Origin of the sequence: Moraxella sp. CTOTU48841 (genome assembly GCF_032061225.1) — a bacterium.
GTDB lineage: Bacteria > Pseudomonadota > Gammaproteobacteria > Pseudomonadales > Moraxellaceae > Faucicola > Faucicola cinerea.
The window spans coordinates 130308-157107 of sequence record NZ_DAMBFQ010000001.1; the positions used below are offsets into that span (position 1 = coordinate 130308).

Consider the following 26800-nt stretch of genomic DNA (forward strand, 5'->3'; position numbering starts at 1 on the left):
TCGTTAGAATATTATGAACACACCACCTGATAACGTTTATTTAGTCGCCGCTACTTTTGCCATGGCGTTGGTGACTTTTCTCACCCGCTTAACCCCGATAATTTTGCCAAAGCGTTTATTGGATGCTCCCTTGTTGCTGGCGGTGAATAAAGCATTGCCATTATCCGTGATGACGCTGTTGATTTTAACTTCCTTGCATTGGCAGCAGCCTAAGCCTATAAGTATGAGTCTGGGCTTATCGCCATTACTTGTGGCAGAGATATTAGCGCTGATAGTGGTGTTACTTAGCTATCATTGGAAAAAGCAATTACTGCTAAGTATGCTGGTGGGGATTGCTAGCCTTAATGGGTTTTTATGGGGATTGCATCTGATAGGTTTTCAATAGCCATAAAAAAAGCCCAACTTGGGCTTTTTTTATGCAGGATAACTTATACCTCGGTTTGCACCCCGACGATATCCACAGGCGTATCAGCCACGTCTTGTATCCCAGATTTTTTCTGTTTGGCTTTATCACTGCGTTTACGCTGTAATTCATCCAAATAATCTTCATCAATACCACCGGCGATGTATTTGCCGTCAAATACCGAACAGTCAAATTTTTTGGCATCGCTGTGTTTGTCTTGTACCGCTTCAATCAAATCATCCAAATCTTGGAATATCAAACGATCCGCGCCGATGATTTTACACACTTCTTCCACACTATGACCTGAGGCAATCAGCTCATTGCGCGCTGGCATGTCAATACCATACACATTGGGATATTTGACCGGTGGCGCGGCACTGGCAAAATACACATTATTGGCGCCAGCGTCACGTGCCATTTGGATAATCTCGTGGCAAGTCGTGCCACGTACAATTGAATCATCGACCAACAATACGTTTTTATTTCTAAATTCAAAAGGCACCGCGCTTAATTTTTGACGCACCGATTTTTTGCGCTGCTGTTGACCTGGCATAATAAAGGTGCGACCGATATAGCGGTTTTTCATAAAGCCTTCACGGTATTTTACTCCTAGATGCTGGGCAAGCTCCATCGCAGAAGTACGTGAGGTATCGGGAATAGGAATAACCACATCAATCCCGTGATCCTCGCCCCATTCTTTGATGATTTTCTGCGCCAAAGTCTCGCCCATACGCATACGGGCTTTATAAACAGAAATATTATCAATAATCGAATCTGGGCGGGCAAAATAGACGTATTCAAAAATACAAGGTCTAAACTCTTTGGCTTCGACACATTGGCGACTAAAGAAGTTATTGTTTTCATCAATAAAAATCGCTTCACCGGGCTTCACATCTCGAACGATATCAAAACCCAATGCGGTTAACGCAACTGACTCAGATGCCACCAGATATTCAAAACCGCCATTTTCCGCTAATCGTTGACCAAAAATCAGCGGGCGAATGCCATTGGGGTCACGAAAAGCCAAAATACCATAGCCTGTAATCATAGCAACAACCGCATACGCGCCTTCGATACGTTTGTAGACAGATGTCATCGCTTCAAAAATATCATCGGGGCTTGGATGCTGGATACCGAGTTTTTGCATTTCATGCGCTAGCACATTGAGCAAAACTTCTGAATCAGAATCGGTGTTAATATGGCGCATATCTTCCATAAACAGTTCTTTGGCAATCTCTTCGGCGTTGGTCAAATTACCATTATGCGCTAAGGTAATACCATACGGCGAATTGACATAAAAAGGCTGAGCTTCTGCACTGCTAGACGTACCAGCTGTTGGGTAACGTACATGCCCGATGCCTTGATTACCGACAAGACGCATCATATGACGTGTCATAAACACATCGCGCACCATGCCATTTTCTTTACGCAAAAACAGACGTCCATCTTGACATGTCACAATACCCGCAGCATCTTGCCCGCGATGCTGCAGCATAGTCAGCGCATCGTATAGCATTTGATTAACCGGACTGTGAGCGGCTATACCGACAACTCCACACATATTTTACCCCTTTGATTTTTCACGGATGGCTATGAGACCTGATGAAAATTGAATGAAACTACCTTTATTTGCCGGCTGACAATTACAATACTTTAGCCGTCAGTCAAACTTACCAATGCTATTGACCCATTTGTCCCACTATTGACCCATTTTATCGGCAGCGGTTTTACCGAGCGTGGTAGCAAGCTGTTGGGTGATTTGTGTCGCAAAAGGTGCCATTGGCAGTAGCGCATTGGCAAACTTAGACTGCTGCCAAAAGTCACGTTGACCGACAAAAGGCGCCAATAAACTCAGCAGCATCAACACAATGACCAAATTTTTGACCAAGCCAAACCCTGCGCCCGCCAATTTATCTAGAATGCTTAGTCTAAGCCCCTGCAAGGTTTTACTCATCACCCATAATACGATTTGCAGTCCCACGATGACAAATAAGCCAATTGCCAAGAATGCCGCAATGATACTAAGGCCGGTTGAGCCAGTGAATGACACAAAAAACGGTGCTAAAGGTTTTGCCAAATAACTGGCCAGCAGCAGTGCCAATAGCCAACCAAACATGCCCACCAGTGAGCGCATCAAGCCATTATTAAACCCCTGCCACAACCCCATAAACAATACAAACAACACTAGCATATCTAACATAGTCATCGGGTCAAGCTCGTATCATGGGATTTACAAAGTAGACGGCGAATGTTGGCTTAAACGATAACCGTCAATAGCTTCAACACAGGTTTGAATGAGCTCTGGTCCTTCATAAATCAAACCACTATAGAGCTGAATCAAATCCGCACCTGCTTCAATCTTTTTAACCGCACGTTGACCATTGTCAATACCGCCTACACCAATAAGCGCAACTGAGCTCGGTAAGCGTTCGGCAAACTGCTCAAGAACTTGGGTACTACGGTGGCTCAGTGGTCGACCTGATAGCCCGCCGGCTTCTTGACTGGTTTTATAATCTTCTACCCCATTGCGGCTTAAGGTGGTATTGGTGGTAATCAACCCATCAATATCAAAACGCATCAATTCTTTGGCAATATAATCAATTTGGTCTTCTTCCAAATCTGGGGCAACTTTCAGCACTAATGGTACATAATACTGATGTTGGCTAGCGAGTTGGCTGTGACGTGATTTGATACCATCAAGCAGCGCCGTGAGCGCATCACCACTTTGCAGGTCGCGCAGGTTTTTGGTATTGGGAGAGGAGATATTTACCGTAATATAAGATGCGTAAGGATACACTCGCTCTAGACAATAAATATAGTCATCTAGGGCATTTTCAACAGGCGTGCTGGCATTTTTGCCAATATTAATACCCAAAATGCCTTGATATTTTGCACGCTTGACTTGCTCAATGAGATAATCGACGCCTTTATTATTAAATCCCATGCGATTGATAATGGCATGGGCTTCTTTGATACGAAATAGACGGGGTTTGTCATTGCCAGGCTGTGGTTTTGGGGTAATCGTACCAATTTCGATGTAGCCAAAACCCAACGCCGCTAACGCATCGATATATTCGCCGTTTTTATCAAGCCCTGCTGCCAAACCAACCGGATTGGTAAAGGTTAACCCCATACATTCAGTTGTTAGTTCTTGTTTACCGTACAAAAACCCGAGCATCCCAAATTTTTGCGATTTTTCGAGTAATGATAACGTGATTTCGTGGGCTTTTTCAGGATCGGTGTTAAATAAGAACGGACGAAGAAAGGCATACATAGTTGAATAAGCACTCACATTGCATGGGTGAATCTAATTGACTCTGCCCTTTATACAAGCAGAACTAACCTATTTAGCTTGAGAGATAGCACCCGTTAACGCGCTGTCTAGACTATCTCGTCAAAATCAGAAAAGCTATTATATCAGTGTTGACGCTAAATAAACACCTGCAATTTTCTTTGCCTTCACCGCTATAGTAACTACTATATCAGCTATTAACCCAGAGTATTCAGAGTATAGATTGCAGGTTTTAGTTTTTAACGTCTTTTAATCAAAGGCTAAGGCACGGCTCGACCATTTGACAACGCAATCCAACCACGAATAATGCGATACAGATGCCATAAAAGGGTGGCGACGATTATCAGGCCGCCTAAAGCCCCGACAATAAAGCTACCACCCATCGTATGATTGCTATCAACGGCGGCGCCAAAAAACAGCCCACCCGTTGCAAAAATCACCATGACAAAACCAATCACCCAAAAAAATATGCTGTACCAAAACGTTTTGATTTGCCAATCAAAGTGACTATAAAGCCACGTATTTCTAGCCTCATCGCGCTTTAAATAATTCATCACAATCGGAATAATCCAAGTCAGTCCCGCAGTAAAATAACTAAACAGCGCCAACGCATAAGTAATGTGGTTATAACTGATTTGGCTTTGGGTCACCGGTAAGTTTTGACTAAGCTGCGTGTATTGCGGTAACGCTGATGGATAACCATTCGCCCCACTACCAAATTGTGGGTTGGCTGGGTCAGGTGTGTGAGAATCGGTTGGTTTTTCTAGGTTCATTATAATTTTCCATCAATGATTATTACTTTTTTTATCGGGTCATACAGTAGAATTTCAATTGATTGTTATGGACTTTAGGGTATTACCCAAATCGGTTCTCGAATGGTAAATGGTTGGTGGTTGCTATCGGCAAACTGAATCGTCCAGCTAGCAGGCGACTGCTGCAGTGTCAATGACTCAAAGGTTGGTACTGGGATGATTTTTATGCGGTTTTTTGCCGAATACAACAAATAGTTGCCATTTGGCGAAAAGTTGGCAGGTTCAGCCAATCCTTCATTATTTATAGCGATGCTTTTTTTAGTTGCCATATCTGCGAGCCTGCCTTGGCTATTATCGCTGACATAAGTGATCAAACGCCCCGAGGGACTAACCCGAGCGATGGCATTGGTTTTACCAGGCAAGTTTAAAGGCAAAAATTGTTGTTTTGCAAAATAGTATTGATAAAGTTGCGGTTGTAAAAATTTGGCTTTATCTGACGTAAATATAAAGGATTGACCATCTGGCAGCCACACAGGGGCTAAATCAATTGCTGGTTGATGCGTCAGTTGTTGTTTTACATTGCCGCTGCTATCAGTCAAAAAAATCTCTGGATTACCCATTTGGCTATTTGCTAGTAACAATTGGCGCCCATCGGGGGAGATTGCCCCACTAAAATTATGGGTGCGTTTGGCAGAAACCCCCGACACCCCAGAAACCACAGAAACCGCAGAAACATCAGTGACTTGCAAAGTCGCTTTATCAAGGATAACAACTTTAGGATAACTTTTGCCTGCTTGAACCGTAAAAATCAGGCGGTCGCCTAAGCGACTGGCGGATAAGCTCATTATCGTACCATTGACCTTATACAAAGTCTTTGGGTCGCTGCCATCCATTTGGGTCTCAATCAGCTGCGCTTGGCGATTTTCCCCAAATCCGGTTAAATAAATAAAAATTAACTTGCCTGACAGCTGGCTAGCATCCATGTGCGGCAAATTGGTGGGTACAGCCTCTATGACTTTGGGCAGTGAGGACGAACTTTGCAGGATGGTGTTAGATAAGGTTGTTGATGGCGAATGCATGGTCTGACACCCTGTCATCGCCAAGCTAATTGCCATGACAATTGCCATAACAGCGGCGCACCATAACCGTGATAACGGATAAACATGCTTCATATTATTTGTGGCTTGATTAAGGTAAAACATTATTGGCGTCTGGATTGAGCCAAAGTGGCCCATAAATCAAGCCATTGGGTACGCCATTTTGGGAGGGGCTAATACTGATGGATTTGCCATTTGATACAATGGTAATGACATTTTTATTGGAGTAAATATAGTGTTGTCCATTGGGTGAGACACCTGGGGCTTCACTTAACCCAACGTTATTCACAGCAGTTACCGAGCGCGAACCCAGATCCATCACCGCGCCTTGATTGGCACCCGACAAATAGGACATTTTTTTACCATCATTGCTGATGCGTCCCATACTGCTCAGTCCGCCGCCCGTCAACCGCTGCTCACTACCGGTTGATAGATTATATAGATAAATTTGACCTTTATTACCGCCTTTTTTACCACCGGCTCTGTCTGAAGTATAGACAAATGATTGCCCATCAGGCGCCCAACTAGGATAAATAGCCCCCACAGGGTCATTGGTCAATCGACGAGAATTGCCACCTTGCGCCAAATAAATCTGCGGTATGCCGTTCTCAAAACTGCTACTAAATATCACGCGACCATCTTTACTAACGGATGCGCCATAATTCATGGCTTTAAAATTCGTCAAATTGCTGACTGCCCCGCTGACAATATTGGCAGACATGACCTGTGGATAGCCTAGCGTGTCGGGCTGAACTTGGAAAGTAAAGGTTTGATTGTCAGCAGAGGTATTTAGGGTTTTAATGGTACCGTTAAACTCATAAATCACTTTTGGGTTAAACCCATCCACGTCAGAAATGACCAAACGTGACACACGGTTTTTAGGCTTGCCTGTTTCGACTACATACGCAATGCGCCCAGAAAAATCGCCTTTGATGCCTGTCAATATCTCATAGATACGGTCAGCAACCTTATGCCCTGCCATACGCAAACTTTGTGAGTTATTTTTGCTAGTGACGGTTTGCAGACCCTGCATCACCTCGCCTGTCGCCACATTAATCACTTCAAAATTGATTTCAACATTGCCCCGATTGCTGCGCGTATTGCCGACTACCAGATAAGGGACGGCGTTATGCTGCCAGACAGGTAAAGTGACTTCGCTACTGCTATGAGGTCGCTCTGGCAAATTACTATCCAAAGTAAATTGCCCCAAATTGGTCAAATCATTGGTGACAATCCCTGAGATACTCTCCGCGCCAGCAAATGGTACAATGGCGACTTGCAAGTTAGAGCGTGGTGCCTGCTTGACTAGGGTAAAATCAACATTGTCGGCAGCGTTCGCTAGAGGTGGCATCGCAGTGGTAGCCAAGGCAACGACTGCCGCTTTCAAAAGAGTATGGTTCATAATTAGCCTGCAATATTTATAATTATTAAAAATTGGTTTTAAAATAATAGCATTGTTTTAATCGCCAAAAAAGATTGGGCAAGACTAGGCGCTACAACACTATTTAGCTTTACTACTTAGCTTTACTATTTGACTTTACTATTTAGCTCTAAAATTGCCCCTCATGCTTCTTGCCCCATTGGGCGGGGGCGGCAATGGACTTGATTGGTTGATTGCTTGTTGTAAGCTTGCTTTAAAAGCGGCATCACTACTGCCGCGAATAGTGATATTACTAATTGTACCATCCGCAGCAATGCTAAATGACGCCGTTAATGAATTGCCATTACTGTTGGTTGGTACATTCCAATTTGCATCAATCATCGCCATGACTTGGCTGACATAGCCTGCCGAACTCCCACCCGATGCACCACCACGTCTGCTAGAACCTTGACCGCCAGATGATGGTGATTGCGCTGCACCTGTAGATTGACCATCTTTACCCAAATCCAGTGACTTGATACTATTGTCACGTTGCCGCTCGCTATTGGCAGTGAGATTTTTATTATAGGCGGCATTGTTGGCGCGTATTTCGTTTTTTACTTCATCAATATTGCTTTCGGCAATTTTATAATCTTGCAGATTTCGCTGCTGGGTTTCATTGCGCTGGTTTAATTCATCAATCACGCCTTGTCTTTCAGCTTCTACTTCCCGATCTAACTTTTCAGCAAATAGCGCCTGCTCTTTTTCCCATTGCGCCTGCTTGGCGGCTAACGTATTTTTAACCGTTTCAATTTGATTGGTTGAGGTCGAATGGGGCGTGTTCATTGGCACAGTGGATAGGTTCTGGGAATTTAAAGACGGTGTTGGCGCACCAGCCATCTCGCCAGCCGTGGCTTGGTTTTGCGCAAGCTCATTTTGTTGGTTGGCTTTGATTTGCCCTTCCATTGCCGACAACTGCTCAGGGGTAATCAACGAGGTTTCCATGGGCGCTAGCGGGGTGTTATGATAAAAGAAAAACAATAACCCAACTACCAAGGCATGGGCAATGGCACTGAGCACAATCGCCCATACCGGATAATCGGGTGTTTTGACGGGTACATAGACTGAGGTCACTTCAGCATACATCGTCTCAGTATTTCCTTATTCTAGCAAAAATGTTCAATCAAAAATTAAAAGGTCATCGTATTAGAAGGCTACTTGATTAAAAAGCTACTTCATTAAAAAGCTGCTTGATTAAAAAACTACTTGATTAAAAAGCTACTTGCTGGCTGTTTTTGGTGGTGCCGTTAACAAGCCAACCTTTTGGATGCCCGCTTGCTGCAAGTTTGCCATTAATTGGATAATATCCCCATATTGGTTATTCTGATCGGCATTAATCATCACATTGACATTGGGCTTTCCATCGAACTGGTATTGAGGCTGAGATTGTAAGTTATTCAAAGTCGCAATTAACGCCTCTTCGCTCATTGGCTCATCGGTTTTGTCTTGGGTACTTAAATATAGCTGTCCATCAGATTTTAGTGACACAATCACCGGTAACTGCGTGCCTTGCTGTAGTGATTTGGTTTGCGCTTTTGGCAAATCAATATCTACCCCCGTCGTTAGCATGGGCGCGGTCACCATAAATATGACGAGCAGCACCAACATAACATCAATATAAGGCACCACATTCATACCTGCATTGAGTTTTTGTGGACGGTTACGGCTGTAAGGGTTTGCTTTCATAGTGTCAAGTTGTTCAATAAAATTTATCTAACGTTCATTTAGCCATTTAGCGTTTAGCATTTATCTAGCGAGCGGAGGCATCATGGCAGGTGAATTAAGCCCTGTCGGTAAGTTGGTAGTCGTATCCACAGTTTGTCGCAGCAACATGCCTGTCATCTCATCACAGAACAAGCTACGACTTTGATAAACTTTATCGTTTTTTGCGGTAAAGTGGTTGAAAGCCAGTGCCGCTGGAATCGCAGCAAACAAACCTAGCGCCGTGGCAATCAAGGCTTCGGCAATACCAGGCGCAACCGCAGCCAGTGTGGCTTGCGCAGAAGTCGATAAGCCCATAAAAGCCGTCATAATCCCCCAGACCGTGCCAAGCAGACCGATATAAGGCGAGACCGAGGCAATACTGGCTAGCAACGGCAATCCTTGCTCAAGCTCGAGTTGCTGACGCCCCAAGCCAACGCGAAGTTTGCGCTCCACGCCTTCAATGATTTCACTACGCGCTTGGGTGTTTTTGAGCAGTTTTAAAAACTCACTAAAGCCAATAAAAAAGATTTGCTCAAGACCACTTCTATCAGGATTACCTTGAACGCCTTTGTATAGGGTTGGCAATTCAACCCCGGACCAAAAGGTTTTTTCAAAATAATTATCGGCGCGCGTGGCAATTGCCAAACGACTGCTTAAACGAAAAATAGTGACCCAACACAACAAAGAAGCAAATAATAAGATGCCCATGATAATTTTGACGAAAATACTGGCGTGCGTTACCAAACTAACGAGATCAATCGAGCCTTCCATAAAGTTATGCTTCCCCAACCATCTAAATCACTAAATATAAAATACTAAATATAAGTCACTAAATATAAATTACTAAATATTTTGATGCCAGCTTGTTAACAGCCCGCCAGCCATACCCGATTAAAACCAAAAACCAAAAACCAAAAACCAAAAGCTAGTGCAATTATAAGGTCGAGCACTAGAATTTACATAAGCATATTGTAACCAATAACATCTGCTAATCGTATAAAAACTTTTGGTAGATTTTATCAAGCAGCTTGACGGTCAAAGTATTAGAAATTCCCGCAGGTGATAAAGCTGCCATCAATTGATTTTGGCGCGGGCTTCAGCCTTATAGGTGTCGCTGTGTTCTACTCTTTTCTTACTCATGGTAAACTCTGGTTTAGGATGCAAGTTTAGCAAATATTTTTCTTCCGTTTTTTTAAGCATACCTCAAAAATTTTAAAATATTTTTTGTATAAAGCGTTAAGCTAAAGAATAGAGCTTTGACTTTATACAGATAATTGTTTAATTTAAGGGAGGAAAACACCCTCAGAAAAATTTTAGCTAATTCAATATTATAATATAGGAGATACAAATGGCTATTTCACTTAATAAAGGCGGTAACTTATCCCTGTCAAAAACAGATCCAAGCTTAACACGGTTATTAATTGGTCTAGGTTGGGATGAGCGTGCCACATCAGGGGCAGAATTTGACTTAGATGCCAGCGTATTTTTGCTTAATAATACAGGCAAAGTACGAGGCGACCATGACTTTATTTTTTATAACCAACTAAAATCTGACAACGGTGCAGTTGAACATACTGGGGACAACCGCTCAGGGGCAGGTGACGGTGATGACGAAGTAATCAAAGTCAACCTGTCACAAGTACCCGCCGATATTGAAAAAATTGCTGTCACTGTGACCATCCACGATGCCCAAGCTCGTAATCAAAACTTTGGTCAAGTATCCAATGCTTTCATCCGTGTGGTCAATGAAGAAACAGGGGCAGAGGTAGTACGGTTTGACTTAGCAGAAGACTATTCCATCGAAACTGCCATGGTATTTGGCGAAGTCTATAAACACAATGGCGAATGGAAATTTCGTGCGGTGGGTCAAGGCTATGCAGGTGGCTTAGCAGCTATGTGCCAACAATATGGCGTAAATATCGGCTAAATCGGATTTTAAGCAGCAATTTACCATTAAAATAATGATAAAAATTCATTAAATAAAGGATATGAAGATGGCGGTTAGTCTACAAAAAGGACAAAAAATCTCACTGGATAAAGAAGCAGGCACGGCACTGACTCGTATTAAAATGGGTCTAGGGTGGGATGTTGCATCCACCCCAAAATCCGGTGGCTTTTTGGGCAGTCTATTCGGTGGCGGCGGTAGTAATGATAGTATTGATTTGGATGCATCTTGCATCATGTTTGACGCGAGCAAACAGCCCATCGATGCAATTTGGTTTGGTCAACTTCAGTCAAAGGACGGTAGTATCGTTCATACAGGCGATAACCGCACAGGGGCAGGGGATGGCGATGATGAAGTCATCAATGTCGATTTATCTCGTATCCCTGCTCATGTACAGTCACTGGTATTTACTGTAAATAGCTTTACGGGTCAAACGTTTGAGAAAGTCGCCAATGCGTTTTGTCGTATCGTTAATGCGGGCAATAATAGCGAAGTGGCTCGCTATAACTTATCAGCCCAAGGCAGTCATACCGCGCTGATTTTGGCAAAGATTTATCGCCACAATGGTGAATGGAAAATGCATGCCATTGGTGAAATTGCTAGTGGTCGTACCTTTCATGATTTGATGCCCGCCATTACACCACATGCCTAACGTCTAATTGTAGATAAAAATGCCCTATTTGCTGTCAATGGGGTATTTTTTTATTCAGATAATAAAAAAAATAAGGAAACACGATGCCAACTTTGGTACCTGGGGCAAATACGCCTATCCCCCACACGCCCTGCCAAGTGACAGTAACCAGCCAAAATGCCAGTCGTTTTGGAGTTGAGATGGGCTGCGTTTGGATAGCGATGGATGCAAGTCGCCGAGCAACTACTAGCCCTGCTTATCTGCATGAAAGCAAAGATTGGGCAGCGCTGACAGTCGAGAGTGAGAAAAGCCATGTTTGGACATTAGACTTAGCCAATGTGTTTTCCCAAAATCAAACCCAGTATCTGCAACTGATCGTGTATGCTTACCAAGACGCTAGTGTGATTGCCCCAGCCGTGGAAGTCAATGATCTGGGTATCAAAGTCGCTAGCGATATTGACTATGCGTTTCATACCCCAGAGCGCCATATCAAAGCCAGTATTGTACTGGAGATCTACCAGCGTAATGGGCAATATAAATGCCGAGCACTCGCGGAAACATCTAGTCAAAGTCTAGCCAATTTTGCCGAACGTTTACAAATCAGCCTTGACGCCCGTTACCCTAATAACATGACGACAGGCAACGTTTTGCAGTCCATACCAGACAACAGACGTCTTCGCCCTCAGCCAGGTGAAACTTGGACTGGGACGGCTTTTGCAATTGATCCCTATCATTTACTCACTTGTGAGCATGTGGTGGACGGGGCAACGCAAATCGCACTGCGTCAACAAGGCTATCCCGATATGGAATGCCAAGTGGTGCTGGCAGATGAAGGTAGTGATACCGCGTTACTTAAAGTCAATCAGCCTTTACCAAGTTATCTTCCCGTGCGAGAACGTGGCTATGATTTGCTGGGTGAGCAGATTACCACGCTTGGTTTCCCGCTAACAGGTCTTGGTAGTCAATTACAAGTCACCCAAGGCAATATCGCAGGGCTACAAGGCATTGGCAATGATATTCGTTTTATGCAGTTTACTGCGCCAATTCAGCCTGGCTCAAGTGGCAGTCCGCTCCTGCTTCCCACAGGCGAAGTCGTTGGTATGGTTACCTATACAATTGCCAATACCCAAAACATGAATTATGCAGTCAAGTATCAATTATTATCTGCGCTTTTGACAAGTGGCGGTGTTAATGTGAGCGAGCTTACCCACACTATTAGCCAAACACCGCTACCGCTATCCACGCCTCAGATTACCAAACAGAGTAAATCTGCTTTGTGGTTAGTTGGCTGTGGGGCGTGACAGCTTTTTATCAGACTGAACTTATCGAAGTCAGCAGAGAAGATATACAATCAAAAAAGTCAACACTCTCGACGCATAAAGATTAAAAAATCACTCAATCAAGCGCTAAAGCTGCAGCAGATGGCTAAATGTGTCTAGATTTTTGGTGGCTATTCACGGGTCGGCAATAAAGTGCTGTGTTTGGGCATAAGATTGCGCTTCTGATTTGATTAGCGCCAACCATTCATTGGCAATGACGGGATGCGACTGAAAATATGCAATCATCCAATTGGCTAACGGCTTAGGCACAGGCACAAATTGGGTGGAAGGCAAAATGGATTGGGTGCCATTGGTGGCATCGCTGTCATACACAAGCTCGACCTGTGGATTTTTTTGAATAATTTCCACTCCCGTAATCTGCCAATTGGTAAAAGCATTATCAATCGCATAGGGCAACGATTCTGCTTGAGATAATTTTGATTGTAGATAGATGGGCTCAAATGTTTTGCTAGTATTAACCCAATGCAAGCGTAATGCAATGTCAGGGTGTTGATAAAACACCACCAATTTGCCAGCAAACTTTATTTGCCAAGGATTAACAACTTGGTTGGGATGAATGCCAAGCATTTGCGCAAATTGCTCTCGCGTCAGCAATCGATCAAAGCTTGCTAGCAATTGACCATTTAGCGGATGTTGCAGTTTGAGTAGGTCGGATAAATACTCATAATGGTAAATAAACTTCATAGGCCGGTGCTGTGAGATAACCCCGTCCGTCACTTGACACCGATGCACTTTCCACTGCGGCATGGTATCAGTGATAAGCGCAAGCAAATCTATGATTGTGTTATTGTTTGTACTCTTGGCTATAGTTTGTGTATTAACATCCGTTTGAGTGACTGGCAAGGGATTTCCTTTTAAATGATTTGTCTATCTAAATGGTTTGTTTATCTAAATGATTTTTTTCATCATAATAGCTTTATTATAAAACTTTTTTCATTTATTTGAGCCAAAAAAAATCATTACATTGTGAAATGTAATGATTACTCAAAAAAACTGTGGTAGTTAAAAGTTACAGTTAATAATAAGCAGCGTTTAGCAATAAGGCGACCGCTAAAAAGAACCAAATCATAAAGACGGTACTAAGCCATTTACGATGATAGCGCCAAGACTCATCATCGATTTTATTATCGGTTGCCCAATCATCCACTAAATCATCTTTGGCTGATTTTTTTGGTAGCTTTTTTGGTAGTTTTGCAGACTCTTTAACGCTATCTTTACACCGCAAGTCTTTAGTTAATTGATTGTCCTCATCTTGCATAGTAAAGAAATTAGACGGGCAATCTGCCAAATATGTTTGCTGACTATCGTAGCGCGGTAATAGGGATTTAATAGTTGCCTGACTATAATCACTCTCACCCACGTCAGCAAAAACTAATTGAGACGCCATACTTTGAGATGTTAGGCCCCTCCTTATATTATCATGTGTTTTGTTCATTTTCATGTAAAATACCCCTTTTTGATAGCTAACATTATAGGGATATCGTGCTTTAATTTAAGCATAGGTTTAATTGTGGTTTTGTTATACTTAGCTAACTTGTATTAGCAAATGTGCAGATTTGAAACCGTTTGTAAACCGCTAATAGTTAAACTTGCGCCCTCTTAATTTATAATTTTTGGCACCCATGATTTGTACTAGGATGGAAAATTTTTATTTAACCTGTAGATTTAAAAAAATTATCTTCTATCGATAAATATTTGTTGTTCAGAGGCTTTGACAAAGTCTTCATAAGAAACCACCCCTTGACTATTAGGGGCATTCGTTGTTGGATTACTGCCCGTCTGCGCGCGCTCATTTGAACCTTGATTTAGGTTATTGGGATTTAAGCTATTAGGATTTAGGGTATTGGGATTAGCGGTGTCAATTGGCGCCTCAGGCATCTGATTAGTCCTACTTGGCGTGTTGGCGAGCGTGTCTGACACTTGATTGGTGGTTGTAGCGGGATTGACATTCGCTGGCGCGGTGGGTTGTGGGTTTGACGCCACGCCGTTTCCTAATTGCTCACCGGTAATTATTACCGCTTCTGTTCTTAAATTCTCTGGTTGAGTGGTCGAGGCGGCAACCGCTGAAGCAGTTGCAGGCAATATCTGCGCCGATTGGCTAGGGTTTGTTGCCGTCACAATGACATTGTTTTGAGCGTCGCTACTATTTTTCATCACTTGATAACTGTGATAGCTGGGCATGACAATTTGGGTTAACAAACCGATGAGTGACATGACTAAAAGCGGAATCAATAGCATCAGTACCGTTTTTAATTGGCTAGCAGGTCTAGCAGGTAAGCCATAATAATTGGCGCCTGCCGTCCCTTCGATTGCTAGCAAGTAAAGGTAAACTAAGATATTTACCCCAGGCACTAGCATCAATAGCGCAAGCCACCCTGTTTTGTTAAGATCATTGAAGCGGCGTTTGCTAACGGCAAGCTGTAGATAAAACAAAACCGCCACACCAACACTACTTGCACCAAGCAGACTCATCGGCAACTGCTCACTACTGGCATTCACTATGCCTTGAAAGCCGCCAATCATCACAAATAGTAAAGCGACCAGCATTAATGCTATCAACGCATTGAAGGTGGAATACGCTAAAAACTGAACACGGCTAACCCGACCGTGCCAATCAAAAAACCGACGATTATTAAAGCCTTCATGCATCTCGGTTAACGTGACAAAAGACGTACCTGCGTCAGTTTCAATTATTTCATCAACTTGATGCACATTATCGAAACTGGGTTCAATCGGGGGTAAAGACTGGGCTTTTTTTGGCTTGGGTAGACGGATGGCCATAATGAGCAACTTAATCTAGAGGTTTAAACTGTTTTTTTAGCGTAAGGTTTTTAGCGTAATATTTTTAGCATAGTATTACCCAAATTTTATAATATATTGGTTAGAATATCTTAAAATGGGGACATAAATTTGACATTTTTTGTAACATTCATTGAATTTTTTGGCGTGATAGCAAACTTAATAAATCAATAAATAGCTTTTAACCCCGATAACACAACGCTGTAATGATCATTGAGTATTGATATGGATATTTCACAACTCACTTATTTTGTGGTAGTGGCAAAAGCAGGCAGTTTTAGCCAAGCTGCCAAAACCTTGGCTATATCGCAGCCATCGTTAAGCCGCCATGTCCAGCAACTTGAAAGCGAGCTGGGTGTCGAGCTGCTTGATCGCTATCACCGCCCAATGACTTTAACCGCAGCAGGGAATTTTTTTTTGGCACAGATTGAGCCAATATTGTTGCAACTTGAGCAAGCCCGTGAGTTGACTCAGCGCTTTGCCCAGCCGCATCGAACCAATCATCTCACGATTGGATTTGTCGCCTCGGTGCTGTACGGTTTGTTGCCTGAGATTATTTCTACAGTCAAACAGCGACATCCCAATTTGGATATCAAGCTGGTCGAAATCAATTCGGAGCAGCAAATGTCAGCGCTAAAGTCGGGAGACATCGATGTGGGGTTTGGAAGATTTCGGCACATTGACAACTTTGTGCAACAGATATTTTTACGGCATGAACGCTTTGTGGTGGCGCTGCCGATGGCGCACCCCTTGGCATCACGCCCGGATGATATAGGCATCGCATTGAAAGAGCTGCTAGAAGATACCCTCATTTTGTATCATCGCACGCCCTTGCCAATCCTGCAAAATCCGCTATTGAATGGCGAAACTGACCAACTCATGTATTTGTTTGCCCGCCATCAGTTGTCACCTCATTTGACCACCAAAGTGCGCGATATCCAAATCGCTTTGGGCTTGGTGGCGGCAGGTGAAGGCATCACCTTAGTGCCTGATAGTTTAAAAACCGTCCGTACCGAGCAAATTCATTATCATCGTCTACGCCACGAAGATGCGACAACCCCAATTTTTATGAATGTGTTGGCACACCAATCCAATCCGTATATTGATGATTTACTGCAGGCGACTTACCAAGTGTATGAAGCTAAAGGCATTACCTACTCTAATCAATCGTTGAATTAAAGACATTTATATTAAAGACCCTTATATTTAAGCCTCTAGTAAAATTTTATTTGCTTAGGCTAAATTGACGTTCTTGGTTGACACGGTTGATAAATTGTTGGGTAAATGCTTGATAATCCACGTCCGCAAAATCTGCTAGACGCAACATGGTCATGCCGGCATAGCCACAAGGGTTGATCATTTGAAACGGGGTCAAATCATTCTGTACATTGATTGCGATGCCATGATAACTAAAGCCGTGTTTTATCTTAAATCCCAATGACGCAATTTTACCAAGTTCTAAATCGTCTTGATTATACACATACACCCCTGGCGCATCCGCACGCGCTTTGGCATAAAAATCTGGCGGCAAATAAGGCGTGATGACATCAATGATGATGTTTTCAGCTTTACTGACCAAATCGCGCACGCCCCACCCCAACGTATTTAAATCAAATAAAAAATACACCACCAATTGCCCATGACCGTGCCAAGTGACTTGACCGCCACGATCGGTGTGGATGATGGGGGTATTATCTCTTTGCAAAATATGTTCAGGTTTGCCCGCTTGACCCAGTGTAAACACATTATCATGATCTACAATCCATAACTCATCAGCGCTAAGCTGCGCCTGCTCGCTGCTGGCAGATTTTTTTTGCTCGATACGCGATAACACACGTGCCAGCATCGCCGCATGGGTAGGTTCATATTGAGCGTTTTGCAAATATTTAATTTCTAATGGTAACATCGCATTTCCTTGCAGTAGCTTTCAAGTTTGTGTGACAAACCGCTTATTTGTCGTTTGTAGCAGTAAGATTGACTTTGCCCAGTTGTAAAAGAGATTTTTCTAGCACTGACTGATAATCACTCATATCACGCTGCCCGACTGAGCCAAAATTTGTTAATTGCCTGGTTAATTGACTGACTGGCATCAGCATCGCAGGGTTGGCGTTGCCGCTTTTTGCAAAACCGATGGCTAAACTTGCGTTATCACCGCCCAAATAAAAATCTTTGATGGTAAGTTGATCGTCAGTCGCTTTACGGGTTTTCTCATTGTGCAAACTAGTTGCAAAATCCAGCGTTAAATCCTGCTTTTCTTGCGTGAACAAGCTGAGCTCGTCATAGCCTCTATCTGCAAGATAAAGCGTATCTTTACCACCGCCCACATTGATGATGGTATCATGACCAAATCCTTTGGTGAAATAATATACATCATTGCCCATGCCACCCACTAGCACATCATCACCGGCATTGCCGATGAGCACATCATCATCAGCACCGCCTAGCAGCCTATCTTGACCGCTATTACCCACTAGCACATCATCCCCCTGACTACCCCATAATAAATCCCCTAAACCCTGCTGTCCAAGTACAGAACCGTCAATATGGTGATTGATGATGATGTCATTAACTAAAGTGCCAAAATGCTGGTTAGCTTTATTGGCAAGGGATTTAGCTTCATAACTGTTCCAATCCAGCGGCTTGCCAAATGCTTGCTGATAATCTTGCGATATCCGCGAAATAGCAAAACGGTTATTCAAGAACACCAAGGTATTGTATTCATCATACGTATAAAGTGGCGCGTGAAACTGCCCACTGGGCAACATGCTTTGATTAAGGACTGCCAATTGGGTTATTTTGTCGTTTTCACTGATTGCTTGGCGCATGATTTCATCGACTTCAGTAAACACATCTTTATCTTGCGGTTTTGCCGCGTTATCAAGCCACAAGGGTTTGACAAACCGTTGATACCCCAATTCTTTTGCCACCAAAAACTCATAATAAGTTGCCTCACCCTCCGCTTTGGCGCGTGCCATTCCATAGGCTTGTGGCGTATCAAATTGATACAAATTGTTTTTATCACGATTAATTTGTTGGTATTGACCGGTTGCGTGCCCTAGCTCATGGGCGATGTTCAAAAAATTTTTATAACTTTTAGCAATATGAATGGTATTGCCGTAGGCTTTTGCGCCGACACCGACGGTGGTATCTTGCTCATCAATGAGTAAGTTACCTTGAAATCGATTAAGCAAATTGACCAAGGTAGGCGATTTTTCGATATCTTCGACATTAAACCCCGACTGAACCAAATAGACATTGTTGGGATTGTTCAGATCTAACGCAGGCATGACCTTCCTTTAAGTAAGTGGCTTTTTAGGTAGTTTGTTTAAGTGGCTTTTTAAGAGGCTTTCTTTACCTGTTTTTTTTAACTGCTTTTTTTTAAGCGGATCTTCTATCAAGTAACGCTTTATAACAGCAAAAAGTGAGTTTTATAGCGGCATTGACTCATGCACAGTTATTGCACAGACCTTATCGTCGGATAAAGGTATAGTAAGCAATATAAATTTTCAAAAACATCAGCAAGCTTTATCAAATTTTAAGCCGGCCGTTAACGCGCTATTATAGCGCAATTAATAACTTAAAACGCCCTAAACAGGGTGCATTTAACCGCCAGATTAGTCATGCCTATAAACATGGAAAAATTATGAAAATCGAAAACTCGTATGCCACGCTCGATCCAAGGCTCTACCATAAACAACCCCCCAAACCGCTCAACAACCCGCAAGCAGGGCATTTTAATCCGCAAGTCGCCCGCCAAATTGGTTGGGCAGATGATGAATTTTTAACACAGCATTGGGTCAAAATCTTGGGCGGTGACATCGTTCCCGACGGCTTTGAACCGTTAGCCATGGCGTATGCTGGACACCAATTTGGGCAATGGGCAGGGCAATTAGGCGATGGTCGTGGTCTATTACTCGCTCAGGTAATCGATAAAGACGGACAATTAACGGATTTACATCTGAAAGGGGCAGGATTAACCCCCTACTCGCGCATGGGGGATGGTCGTGCGGTGATTCGAAGCGTAGTGCGAGAGTATTTGGCGGGTCATGCGCTTAATTCCTTAGGCATTCGGTCTAGCAACGCACTGGGCTTTGTGGTTTCAGATACCCCTGTCAACCGTGAGACACGCGAACGCGGCGCGGCGCTACTACGTACCGCAGATTGTCACATTCGCTTTGGGCATTTTGAATGGGTGGCAAATTATGCGCCTGATTTATTGCTGTATTTTACCCGTTATGTCATCAAAACCTATTTTAACCCATGTTTTGACAGTGACACGCCCATTCAAGATTTTTTGCGGCAAGTCGTTGATAAAACTGCCAAAACCCTGGCGGATTGGCAGCTGATTGGCTTTGCCCATGGGGTGATGAATACCGACAATTTATCTATCACAGGCGCTACCATCGATTTTGGTCCTTACGGTTTTATGGAGCGCTTTAATCCGATTTGGATCAATAACCATTCTGATTACAACGGGCGTTATGTTTATCAAAACCAGCCTTCCATTGGACTTTGGAATTTGTCACGTCTGATTACCTTATTTTTACGCCTTAATGGCGAAAAACTGACCGCCAATCATCCGCCAGAAACCTTGTCGCGCGAGCATTTGACCGACATTTTAGACAGTTTTGGTGAGATTTTTTATCAGTATTATCAGCAAGGTCTCTGCCAAAAATTTGGCTTAGCCATCAGTGAAGAAAACTGTGACTTTGCTTTGCAGTACTTGGAGATCATGCAGCAAAACAAACTCGACTTTACCAATAGCTTGCGAGCGCTAGTAGCAATCGTTGCTGACGCCAAACCTAATGATAAATTAAACCTATTACATGAATTTAATTTACTTAATCAGTTGAAAATTTCAATTAGCAGCGGTAACGGTCAACCCAATGCCACCTTAGCGGATTGGATTGCTACCTACCATACCAAATTACAGCAGGATTCTTTGCAGTTGGTAATGAGACACAATCCCGTGTATGTATTAAGAAACAGCATGGCACAGCAAGCCATTGAATTGGCTGAACAAAATGACATGAGCGAGGTGGATAGACTCTATCAGCTATTGGCTAATCCTTACCAAGTTAGCGCATTAGCCAAGCCAAGTGACACTGAGCCACCGTTGGCAGATGCGCCTGAAATATGCGTCAGCTGCTCATCTTGAGATGATAGCCAAGGTCGGTAGCGCGATTTTTACCTAACTAGTTTTATTTTTTGCCGGTACTCAACTAGTCATCAATCTGTCAATAGTGCTAGAATAGCGAACACTACGATTCGAAAACGACTGTCGCAACGAAGGATATTATGGATAAATTATCGCCGACCAACAATGGCTTATCAGACAAAGAATTATTTGAACAAGCCGCCTTGCATTATCATGCCAATCCACGCCCAGGTAAAATTTCTGTTACCCCCATCAAGGCACTTGCCAATCAACGTGATTTGGCACTTGCCTATTCGCCTGGCGTTGCCGTACCTTGTCTAGAAATTGAAAAAGACCCCAAAAAAGCCGCGCTTTATACCGCTCGTAGCAACTTAGTTGGTGTGGTGACCAATGGTACCGCTGTTTTAGGATTGGGCAATATCGGTCCTTTGGCGTCAAAACCCGTGATGGAAGGTAAAGGCGTGCTGTTCAAAAAATTTGCCGGCATTGATGTGTTTGACATTGAAGTAGCACAAAACGATCCGGATAAATTCATCGAAGCGATTGCCTCTTTAGAGCCTACCTTCGGCGGTATCAATCTTGAAGATATCAAAGCCCCTGAGTGTTTTTATATTGAAAAAGAACTGCGTAAACGCATGAATATCCCTGTGTTCCATGATGACCAACATGGTACCGCGATTATTGCGTCTGCCGCGTTATTAAACGCGCTAGAAATTACCGGTAAAAAAATCGAAGACATCAAAATTGTGGTCTCTGGTGCGGGTGCCGCAGCGATTTCTTGTTTGGATTTGATTTGTGCGTTGGGCGCAAAAAAAGAACACATCTTTGTCGCTGACTCAAAAGGCATCATCACCAGCAACCGAGCAAACCTCGATGAGTCAAAACAGCGTTATGCCCGCGATACTGAAGCCAAAACCTTATCGGATGTGATTGAAGGCGCAGACATGTTCTTAGGTCTATCTGCCGCTGGCATGCTGACCCAAGATATGGTAAAACGCATGGCGCAAGATCCCATTATCTTTGCCCTCGCCAATCCAAACCCAGAAATCCTACCTGAAGACGCCAAAGCGGTGCGTCCCGATGCGATTATCGCCACAGGTCGCTCTGACTATCCAAACCAAGTAAACAACGCGCTTTGTTTCCCTTATATCTTCCGCGGTGCGCTTGACGTGGGTGCCACGACCGTCAACGAAGAAATGAAAATTGCCTGCGTGCGGGCCATTGCTGCCATGGCACATGTAGAAGCCACCCCACAAAAAGGTCAGAAAACGGTGGATGAAACCCAACGTTTTGGTCGTGAATACCTAATCCCTGGACCGCTAGAGCCAAATTTGATTTTGGAGATTGCACCAGCAGTTGCCAAAGCTGCGATGGATTCTGGCGTTGCCACGCTACCTATCGAAAATATGCGTGCTTATCGCGATAAACTCTCAGAGTTCGTTTATAACTCTGCGTTCTTGATGAAACCTATTTTTACCCGTGCCAAACAAGAGCCAAAACGTATCGTTTACTGTGAAGGTGAGGATGAAAACGTATTACGGGCAGTGCAAGTGGTGGTGGATGAAGGCTTGGCAAAACCTATCTTGGTCGGTCGTCCAACCATTATTGCCAACCAAATCCAACGGTTGGGCTTACGTATGGTGGCAGGTGAAAACTATGACCTAGTCAACATCGAAAGCGACCCACGTTACAAAGACTACTGGCAGTTTTATTATGAGATGAACAAACGCAATGGTGTGACGGTTGAATTGGCACGTCGTGATGTTCGCCGTAAAACTTCTTTGATTGGCGCGCTAATGGTTGAACGTGGCGATGCTGATGGTATGATTTGTGGTACTTTTGGTTCATATCACTTGCACTTAAACTACGTGCAAAACGTCATCAAAAAACAAGCAGATGCTAAAGATTTTTATGCGTTAAATGCCTTATTGATTCAAGGTCGTAACTTGTTCATCGCTGACACTTATGTTCATGAAGACCCAACTGCTGAACAACTAGCAGAAATGACAGTATTAGCAGCGCAAGAAGTCCGCCGCTTTGGTCTTGAACCGCGTGTGGCATTGTTATCACATTCAAACTTTGGTTCATCTGACTTTGAAAGCGCCAAAAAAATGCGTCAAGTTTATGATTTATTGACCGATATGAATGTTGATTTTGAGTTTGACGGCGAAATGCATGGTGATACCGCGCTTGATGACCGTATCCGCCATGCCTCATTCCCATTTAGCAAGTTGACGGGTTCAGCCAACCTACTCATCATGCCAGACTTAGATGCGGCTAACATCGCATTTAACTTGCTAAAAACCGCGACCAATAGTGTCACTGTCGGTCCATTGTTATTGGGAGCGCAACGACCTGTACATATCTTGACATCTTCTGCGACAGCACGTCGTATCGTCAATATGACAGCTGTAGCGGTAACGCAAGCGCAAGAATTGGCAAAATAATTTTTGTTGATTGATAAAACCAGTTTAGTGCTCTAAACTGGTTTTTTTATGGGTTTAATTTAGTTAAAACATTGGGGTAATCATGCAGGTTTATTTGGTCGGTGGTGCGGTACGCGATTATGTATTAGCGCGAGAGGTCACTGAACACGATTATGTGGTGGTCGGCGCAACGCCTAAGCAGATGCTGGAGCTGGGATTTTCGCAGGTAGGTGCCGATTTTCCGGTTTTTTTACACCCAAAGACCCATGACGAATATGCACTGGCTCGCACGGAACGCAAAAGCGGTAACGGCTATCTTGGTTTTAACATACACGCTGACGCCGCTGTCACCTTAGAGGAAGATTTAGCCAGGCGCGATCTCACCATCAATGCCATGGCCATACAAGTCAATGGCTTGTTTGACTGCGGTTTTAAACAGGGCAAATTTGATGCGCGCGATATCATCGACCCGTATGGTGGCTTAGCAGATATTCAGCAAAAAAAATTACGCCATGTGTCCATCGCTTTTACAGAAGATCCGGTACGTGTATTGCGCCTTGCCCGTTTTGCCAGTCGTTATGCCCCGCTCGGATTTACGGTCGATGAATCAACCGCTAAACTTACCAGCCAAATGAAAGCCGCGGGTGAGCTCAATCATCTTGTCGCTGAGCGGGTATGGTCAGAGACGTCAAAAGCGTTAACGCAAGTTTGGTCGGATATTTATTTTGACACGCTTTATCAGCTCAATGTCCTCGATGTCATTATGCCAAAACTGCATCAAGCATCCAACGACAATCCTAGCCAATGGCAATTGATGTTATCTAGCCTGCGAATGGCGGGAGAGCAACAAGCGGACAACGTCATGAAATTCGCCCTTATAGCCACCTGCTTTAAGTCTCACCAGCAACACAATAACCCAACCACCGAGTATTTAGAATTTTGCCAAGGTTTAAAGGTACCAAAAAACACTGAGCGATTGGGATTATTTATTCTTGAGCATTTTGATGAATTAAAAAATTTCGATCACTTAACTGCAGACCCATTATTTGAACTGTTAAGATTGAGTAATAGCCTTAAAGACACCTCACTTTTAGAGCAAGCCTTGAAAGTCGTTCATCTTTATCAACAGGTCAAACAAACCGCGCTATTAACCACCATCAAAACGCAGTTAACTCAAATTTCTGCCAAAGATGTGGCAAGTGAGCTGACCGGCAAACACATCGGTGAAGCCATTGACAAGCTAAGGTTGCAAAAACTTGAGGAAATTTTAAATCAGCCACGATAAAGGAAGCATCATGACGACGACAACAACAGCAATAGCAAAGACCCAACTAACCCATGTGTTAGTATTAAATGGTCCCAATCTTAATTTGCTTGGCAAGCGAGAACCAGAAATCTACGGATTTCAAACCCTACAACATATTGAAGATGATATAAGACAATTAGCCAGTAATCATCAAGTTAAACTCACCTGTTTTCAAACAAATCAAGAATCTGCCCTCATCGATAAAATCCATCATCACGGTTTGTTAACCACAAATCTTGACGAGCAAATTGACGCGATTATCATCAATCCCGCTGCCTTTACTCACACATCGGTGGCAATTCGCGATGCCCTACTCGCCGTAAATAAACCTTTTATAGAAGTTCATCTTTCCAATATTCACACGCGTGAGCCATTTCGACAGCATTCTTATTTTAGTGACAAAGCTGAAGCCGTCATCTGTGGTATGGGCGCTTTTGGTTATACCGCAGCGTTTAATTATCTGGTTCAAAAATATCAATAACAACATAATTTATCCTAAAATCAATAGCAACATGGCAGCAAATTTTAAGTGTACAAACGTACACAAATATACCCTGCTATATCTATTTATTTTAGAAAAATCTTGTTACAATACGGCAATCTATGAATTAGTTGTCTATGAAGCGTATAATTTTAAGGTAGTTAGGATATGGATATAAGTAAAATCAAGCAACTTATTGACTTAATGGAAGAGCGAACGTTAGCAGAATTAACCGTACAAGATGGCGATAAAAAGGTCTCTATTTCACGCCATTTACCCCAAGCGAATGTTCAACCCGTCACAGCAACTACAGCCACCACGACAACCGCTAATGCTGCCCCTGCAAAATCTGGCATGGTAGAAACATCACCGATGGTTGGAGTCTATTATGTTGCACCGAGTCCTAATGACGCGCCATTTATCAAGGTCGGTCAACAAGTACAAGCAGGCGATAGTTTAGGCATTATTGAAGCCATGAAAATCATGAACCCGCTTGAAGCAACCCAAAGTGGTATCATTGCAGAAATCTTGGTACAAAACGGCGATGTGGTGCAATTTGGTCAACCGATTGTCCGTTACGAGTCTTAATTTTTAACTTTTTTGTATATTTGAAGTTTGATTATCGATAAAAATTAGGGATAGCAATGATAAAAAAATTACTGATCGCCAATCGTGGTGAAATTGCGCTTCGCATTGTTCGCGCTTGTAAGCAGCTTGGCATCCAAACGGTGGGCGTCTACTCAACTGCAGATGACAACTTGATGCACCTTCGATTCGTTGACGAATCCATCTGTATTGGCAAGCCCAATGCCAGTCAAAGCTATCTCAATATCGATACTATCTTAACAGCCGCAGAAATCTCTGGCGCTGATGCTATTCACCCAGGTTATGGGTTTTTATCTGAAAATGCTGAATTTGCCGAACGTGTGGAAGAGGCAGGGCTAACCTTCGTAGGTCCTGCGCCTGAGCACATTCGCCTAATGGGTAACAAAATCTCCGCTATCAACGCCATGAAAAAAGCCGGTGTGCCTACCGTCCCTGGCTCAGTAGGCAGCGTCACTTTGGCTAACGCTGAAGAACAAGCTAGAGCCATTGGTTTTCCTCTGTTGATCAAAGCGGCAGCGGGTGGTGGTGGTCGTGGTATGCGTGTGGTTGAACGCCTTGAGCAGTTACTATCTCAAGTGCAAGCCGCCAAACAAGAAGCCGAATTGTGGTTTGGGGATGATAGCGTCTATATGGAGCGCTTTTTAAAAAACCCACGCCACGTCGAAGTGCAAGTTTTAGGTGACGGCGAAGGCAATGCCATTCATTTATTTGATCGCGATTGCTCGCTACAACGTCGTCACCAAAAAGTGCTTGAAGAAGCCCCTGCCCCAGAGATTCCTGATGATATTAAAGAACCCATTTTGCAAGCTTGCGTTCGTGCTTGTGAGCAAATTAACTATCGCGGTGCAGGGACGTTTGAATTTTTATATGAAGACGAGCAATTTTTCTTTATTGAGATGAACACCCGCGTACAGGTTGAACATCCTGTCACTGAGATGATTACCGGCATTGATGTGGTGGTTGAACAACTCAAAATCGCATCTGGCTATGGGCTATCGTATCGTCAAAACGAAATCGAAATTCGCGGTCATGCCATCGAGTGCCGTATCAATGCCGAAGATCCTGTGACTTTCATGCCCTCACCCGGTACGGTGACCCACTTCTTTATGCCAAATGGTAGCGGTGTACGTTTTGACTCGCACCTTTATCCCAACTATGCCATCCCTACCTTTTATGACTCATTAATCGGCAAATTAATCTGTCATGGTCAAACCCGTGAACAAGCGATTGCCAAGCTTCGCCATGCCCTTGACGAGCTGATTATTACGGGCATCAAAACCAATGTGCCATTGCATCGCGATGTGATTTTGCAAGATAAGGCATTTTGTAAACAAGCGCAAAACATTCATTATCTAGAAAAAAACTTATTATCTCCCCCAGAGACGTCAAAAACCGAAAAAGAATAAAGTTAATGGTAAAAAAAAGAGGGTCATTTGAGCC

At 43.4% G+C, this 26800-nt stretch carries 25 protein-coding genes; 11 read left to right on the forward strand and 14 right to left on the reverse strand.

Features of this window, described 5'->3' with window-relative positions; genetic code table 11:
- The first annotated feature begins 13 nt into the window (after positions 1-13).
- Positions 14-385, forward strand: coding sequence for an AzlD domain-containing protein (locus tag RT034_RS00505; protein ID WP_313012326.1), 372 nt, complete (start codon positions 14-16; stop codon positions 383-385).
- A gap of 43 nt (positions 386-428) precedes the next feature.
- Here the strand turns inward: RT034_RS00505 and purF are convergent, their stop codons facing one another.
- From purF to tolQ, 9 genes are all read right to left on the reverse strand, one after another.
- Positions 429-1964 (reverse strand): amidophosphoribosyltransferase, encoded by a 1536-nt coding sequence (purF, locus tag RT034_RS00510; RefSeq protein ID WP_138019256.1) that lies wholly within the window; start codon positions 1962-1964, stop codon positions 429-431.
- Positions 1965-2102: 138 nt separating this feature from the next.
- Positions 2103-2609, reverse strand: a complete 507-nt coding sequence (locus RT034_RS00515; RefSeq protein ID WP_313012327.1) for a CvpA family protein — start codon at positions 2607-2609, stop codon at positions 2103-2105.
- A gap of 24 nt (positions 2610-2633) precedes the next feature.
- Positions 2634-3677: a quinone-dependent dihydroorotate dehydrogenase gene (locus RT034_RS00520; RefSeq protein WP_313012329.1), complete on the reverse strand. Its 1044-nt coding sequence runs from the start codon at positions 3675-3677 to the stop codon at positions 2634-2636.
- A gap of 278 nt (positions 3678-3955) precedes the next feature.
- The gene (locus tag RT034_RS00525; protein ID WP_313012332.1) at positions 3956-4468 is read right to left on the reverse strand and encodes a DUF4870 family protein; all 513 of its coding nucleotides are present in this window, start codon (positions 4466-4468) and stop codon (positions 3956-3958) included.
- A 74-nt stretch (positions 4469-4542) separates the two neighbouring features.
- The gene (locus tag RT034_RS00530; protein WP_313012333.1) at positions 4543-5574 is read right to left on the reverse strand and encodes a hypothetical protein; all 1032 of its coding nucleotides are present in this window, start codon (positions 5572-5574) and stop codon (positions 4543-4545) included.
- Positions 5575-5635: 61 nt separating this feature from the next.
- A complete protein-coding gene (locus RT034_RS00535; protein ID WP_313012336.1) occupies positions 5636-6946 on the reverse strand; it encodes a TolB periplasmic receptor in 1311 nt (436 codons plus the stop codon).
- 138 nt (positions 6947-7084) lie between these two features.
- Positions 7085-8050: a cell envelope integrity protein TolA gene (tolA, locus tag RT034_RS00540; RefSeq protein WP_313012337.1), complete on the reverse strand. Its 966-nt coding sequence runs from the start codon at positions 8048-8050 to the stop codon at positions 7085-7087.
- A gap of 132 nt (positions 8051-8182) precedes the next feature.
- Positions 8183-8650 (reverse strand): protein TolR, encoded by a 468-nt coding sequence (gene tolR / locus RT034_RS00545; RefSeq protein WP_313012339.1) that lies wholly within the window; start codon positions 8648-8650, stop codon positions 8183-8185.
- A 60-nt stretch (positions 8651-8710) separates the two neighbouring features.
- Entirely contained in the window at positions 8711-9439 is a 729-nt protein-coding gene (tolQ, locus tag RT034_RS00550) for a protein TolQ (protein ID WP_313012342.1), read from the reverse strand.
- Between the two features lie 577 nt (positions 9440-10016).
- On the opposite strand from tolQ, the gene RT034_RS00555 reads away from it, so the two are divergent.
- From RT034_RS00555 to RT034_RS00565, 3 genes are all read left to right on the forward strand, one after another.
- Entirely contained in the window at positions 10017-10595 is a 579-nt protein-coding gene (locus RT034_RS00555; protein ID WP_065252628.1) for a TerD family protein, read from the forward strand.
- 67 nt (positions 10596-10662) lie between these two features.
- On the forward strand, positions 10663-11265 hold the full coding sequence (locus RT034_RS00560) for a TerD family protein (protein WP_313012346.1): 603 nt from the start codon (positions 10663-10665) through the stop codon (positions 11263-11265).
- 83 nt (positions 11266-11348) lie between these two features.
- Entirely contained in the window at positions 11349-12545 is a 1197-nt protein-coding gene (locus tag RT034_RS00565; protein ID WP_313012348.1) for a S1 family peptidase, read from the forward strand.
- Between the two features lie 153 nt (positions 12546-12698).
- On the opposite strand, the gene RT034_RS00570 is transcribed toward RT034_RS00565, so the two are convergent.
- The 3 genes from RT034_RS00570 to RT034_RS00580 all read right to left on the reverse strand — a co-directional run bounded on the left by RT034_RS00570 (position 12699) and on the right by RT034_RS00580 (position 15365).
- The gene (locus RT034_RS00570) at positions 12699-13427 is read right to left on the reverse strand and encodes a hypothetical protein (protein WP_313012349.1); all 729 of its coding nucleotides are present in this window, start codon (positions 13425-13427) and stop codon (positions 12699-12701) included.
- A gap of 172 nt (positions 13428-13599) precedes the next feature.
- Positions 13600-13971, reverse strand: a complete 372-nt coding sequence (locus tag RT034_RS00575) for a hypothetical protein (RefSeq protein WP_313012351.1) — start codon at positions 13969-13971, stop codon at positions 13600-13602.
- Between the two features lie 287 nt (positions 13972-14258).
- Positions 14259-15365, reverse strand: coding sequence for a DUF805 domain-containing protein (locus RT034_RS00580; RefSeq protein ID WP_313012352.1), 1107 nt, complete (start codon positions 15363-15365; stop codon positions 14259-14261).
- Between the two features lie 243 nt (positions 15366-15608).
- On the opposite strand from RT034_RS00580, the gene RT034_RS00585 reads away from it, so the two are divergent.
- Positions 15609-16562 carry a LysR family transcriptional regulator gene (locus RT034_RS00585; protein WP_313012354.1) on the forward strand — a complete coding sequence of 318 codons (954 nt, stop codon included), beginning with the start codon at positions 15609-15611 and terminating at the stop codon, positions 16560-16562.
- A gap of 46 nt (positions 16563-16608) precedes the next feature.
- On the opposite strand, the gene lipB is transcribed toward RT034_RS00585, so the two are convergent.
- Both lipB and RT034_RS00595 read right to left on the reverse strand, forming a co-directional pair.
- Positions 16609-17289: a lipoyl(octanoyl) transferase LipB gene (gene lipB / locus RT034_RS00590; RefSeq protein ID WP_313012356.1), complete on the reverse strand. Its 681-nt coding sequence runs from the start codon at positions 17287-17289 to the stop codon at positions 16609-16611.
- 43 nt (positions 17290-17332) lie between these two features.
- Positions 17333-18670 (reverse strand): calcium-binding protein, encoded by a 1338-nt coding sequence (locus tag RT034_RS00595; protein WP_313012360.1) that lies wholly within the window; start codon positions 18668-18670, stop codon positions 17333-17335.
- A 356-nt stretch (positions 18671-19026) separates the two neighbouring features.
- On the opposite strand from RT034_RS00595, the gene RT034_RS00600 reads away from it, so the two are divergent.
- The 6 genes from RT034_RS00600 (at position 19027) to accC (ending at position 26766) form a co-directional block, all read left to right on the forward strand.
- The gene (locus RT034_RS00600) at positions 19027-20541 is read left to right on the forward strand and encodes a protein adenylyltransferase SelO (RefSeq protein ID WP_313012363.1); all 1515 of its coding nucleotides are present in this window, start codon (positions 19027-19029) and stop codon (positions 20539-20541) included.
- 140 nt (positions 20542-20681) lie between these two features.
- Positions 20682-22988 (forward strand): NADP-dependent malic enzyme, encoded by a 2307-nt coding sequence (locus RT034_RS00605; protein ID WP_096488862.1) that lies wholly within the window; start codon positions 20682-20684, stop codon positions 22986-22988.
- Positions 22989-23070: 82 nt separating this feature from the next.
- Positions 23071-24252 carry a tRNA nucleotidyltransferase/poly(A) polymerase-related protein gene (locus tag RT034_RS00610; protein ID WP_313012366.1) on the forward strand — a complete coding sequence of 394 codons (1182 nt, stop codon included), beginning with the start codon at positions 23071-23073 and terminating at the stop codon, positions 24250-24252.
- A gap of 10 nt (positions 24253-24262) precedes the next feature.
- Positions 24263-24754, forward strand: a complete 492-nt coding sequence (gene aroQ / locus RT034_RS00615; RefSeq protein ID WP_313012370.1) for a type II 3-dehydroquinate dehydratase — start codon at positions 24263-24265, stop codon at positions 24752-24754.
- A gap of 168 nt (positions 24755-24922) precedes the next feature.
- A complete protein-coding gene (gene accB, locus RT034_RS00620; RefSeq protein ID WP_313012373.1) occupies positions 24923-25342 on the forward strand; it encodes an acetyl-CoA carboxylase biotin carboxyl carrier protein in 420 nt (139 codons plus the stop codon).
- Between the two features lie 56 nt (positions 25343-25398).
- Positions 25399-26766, forward strand: a complete 1368-nt coding sequence (gene accC / locus RT034_RS00625) for an acetyl-CoA carboxylase biotin carboxylase subunit (RefSeq protein ID WP_313012376.1) — start codon at positions 25399-25401, stop codon at positions 26764-26766.
- The last annotated feature ends 34 nt before the right edge of the window (positions 26767-26800 follow it).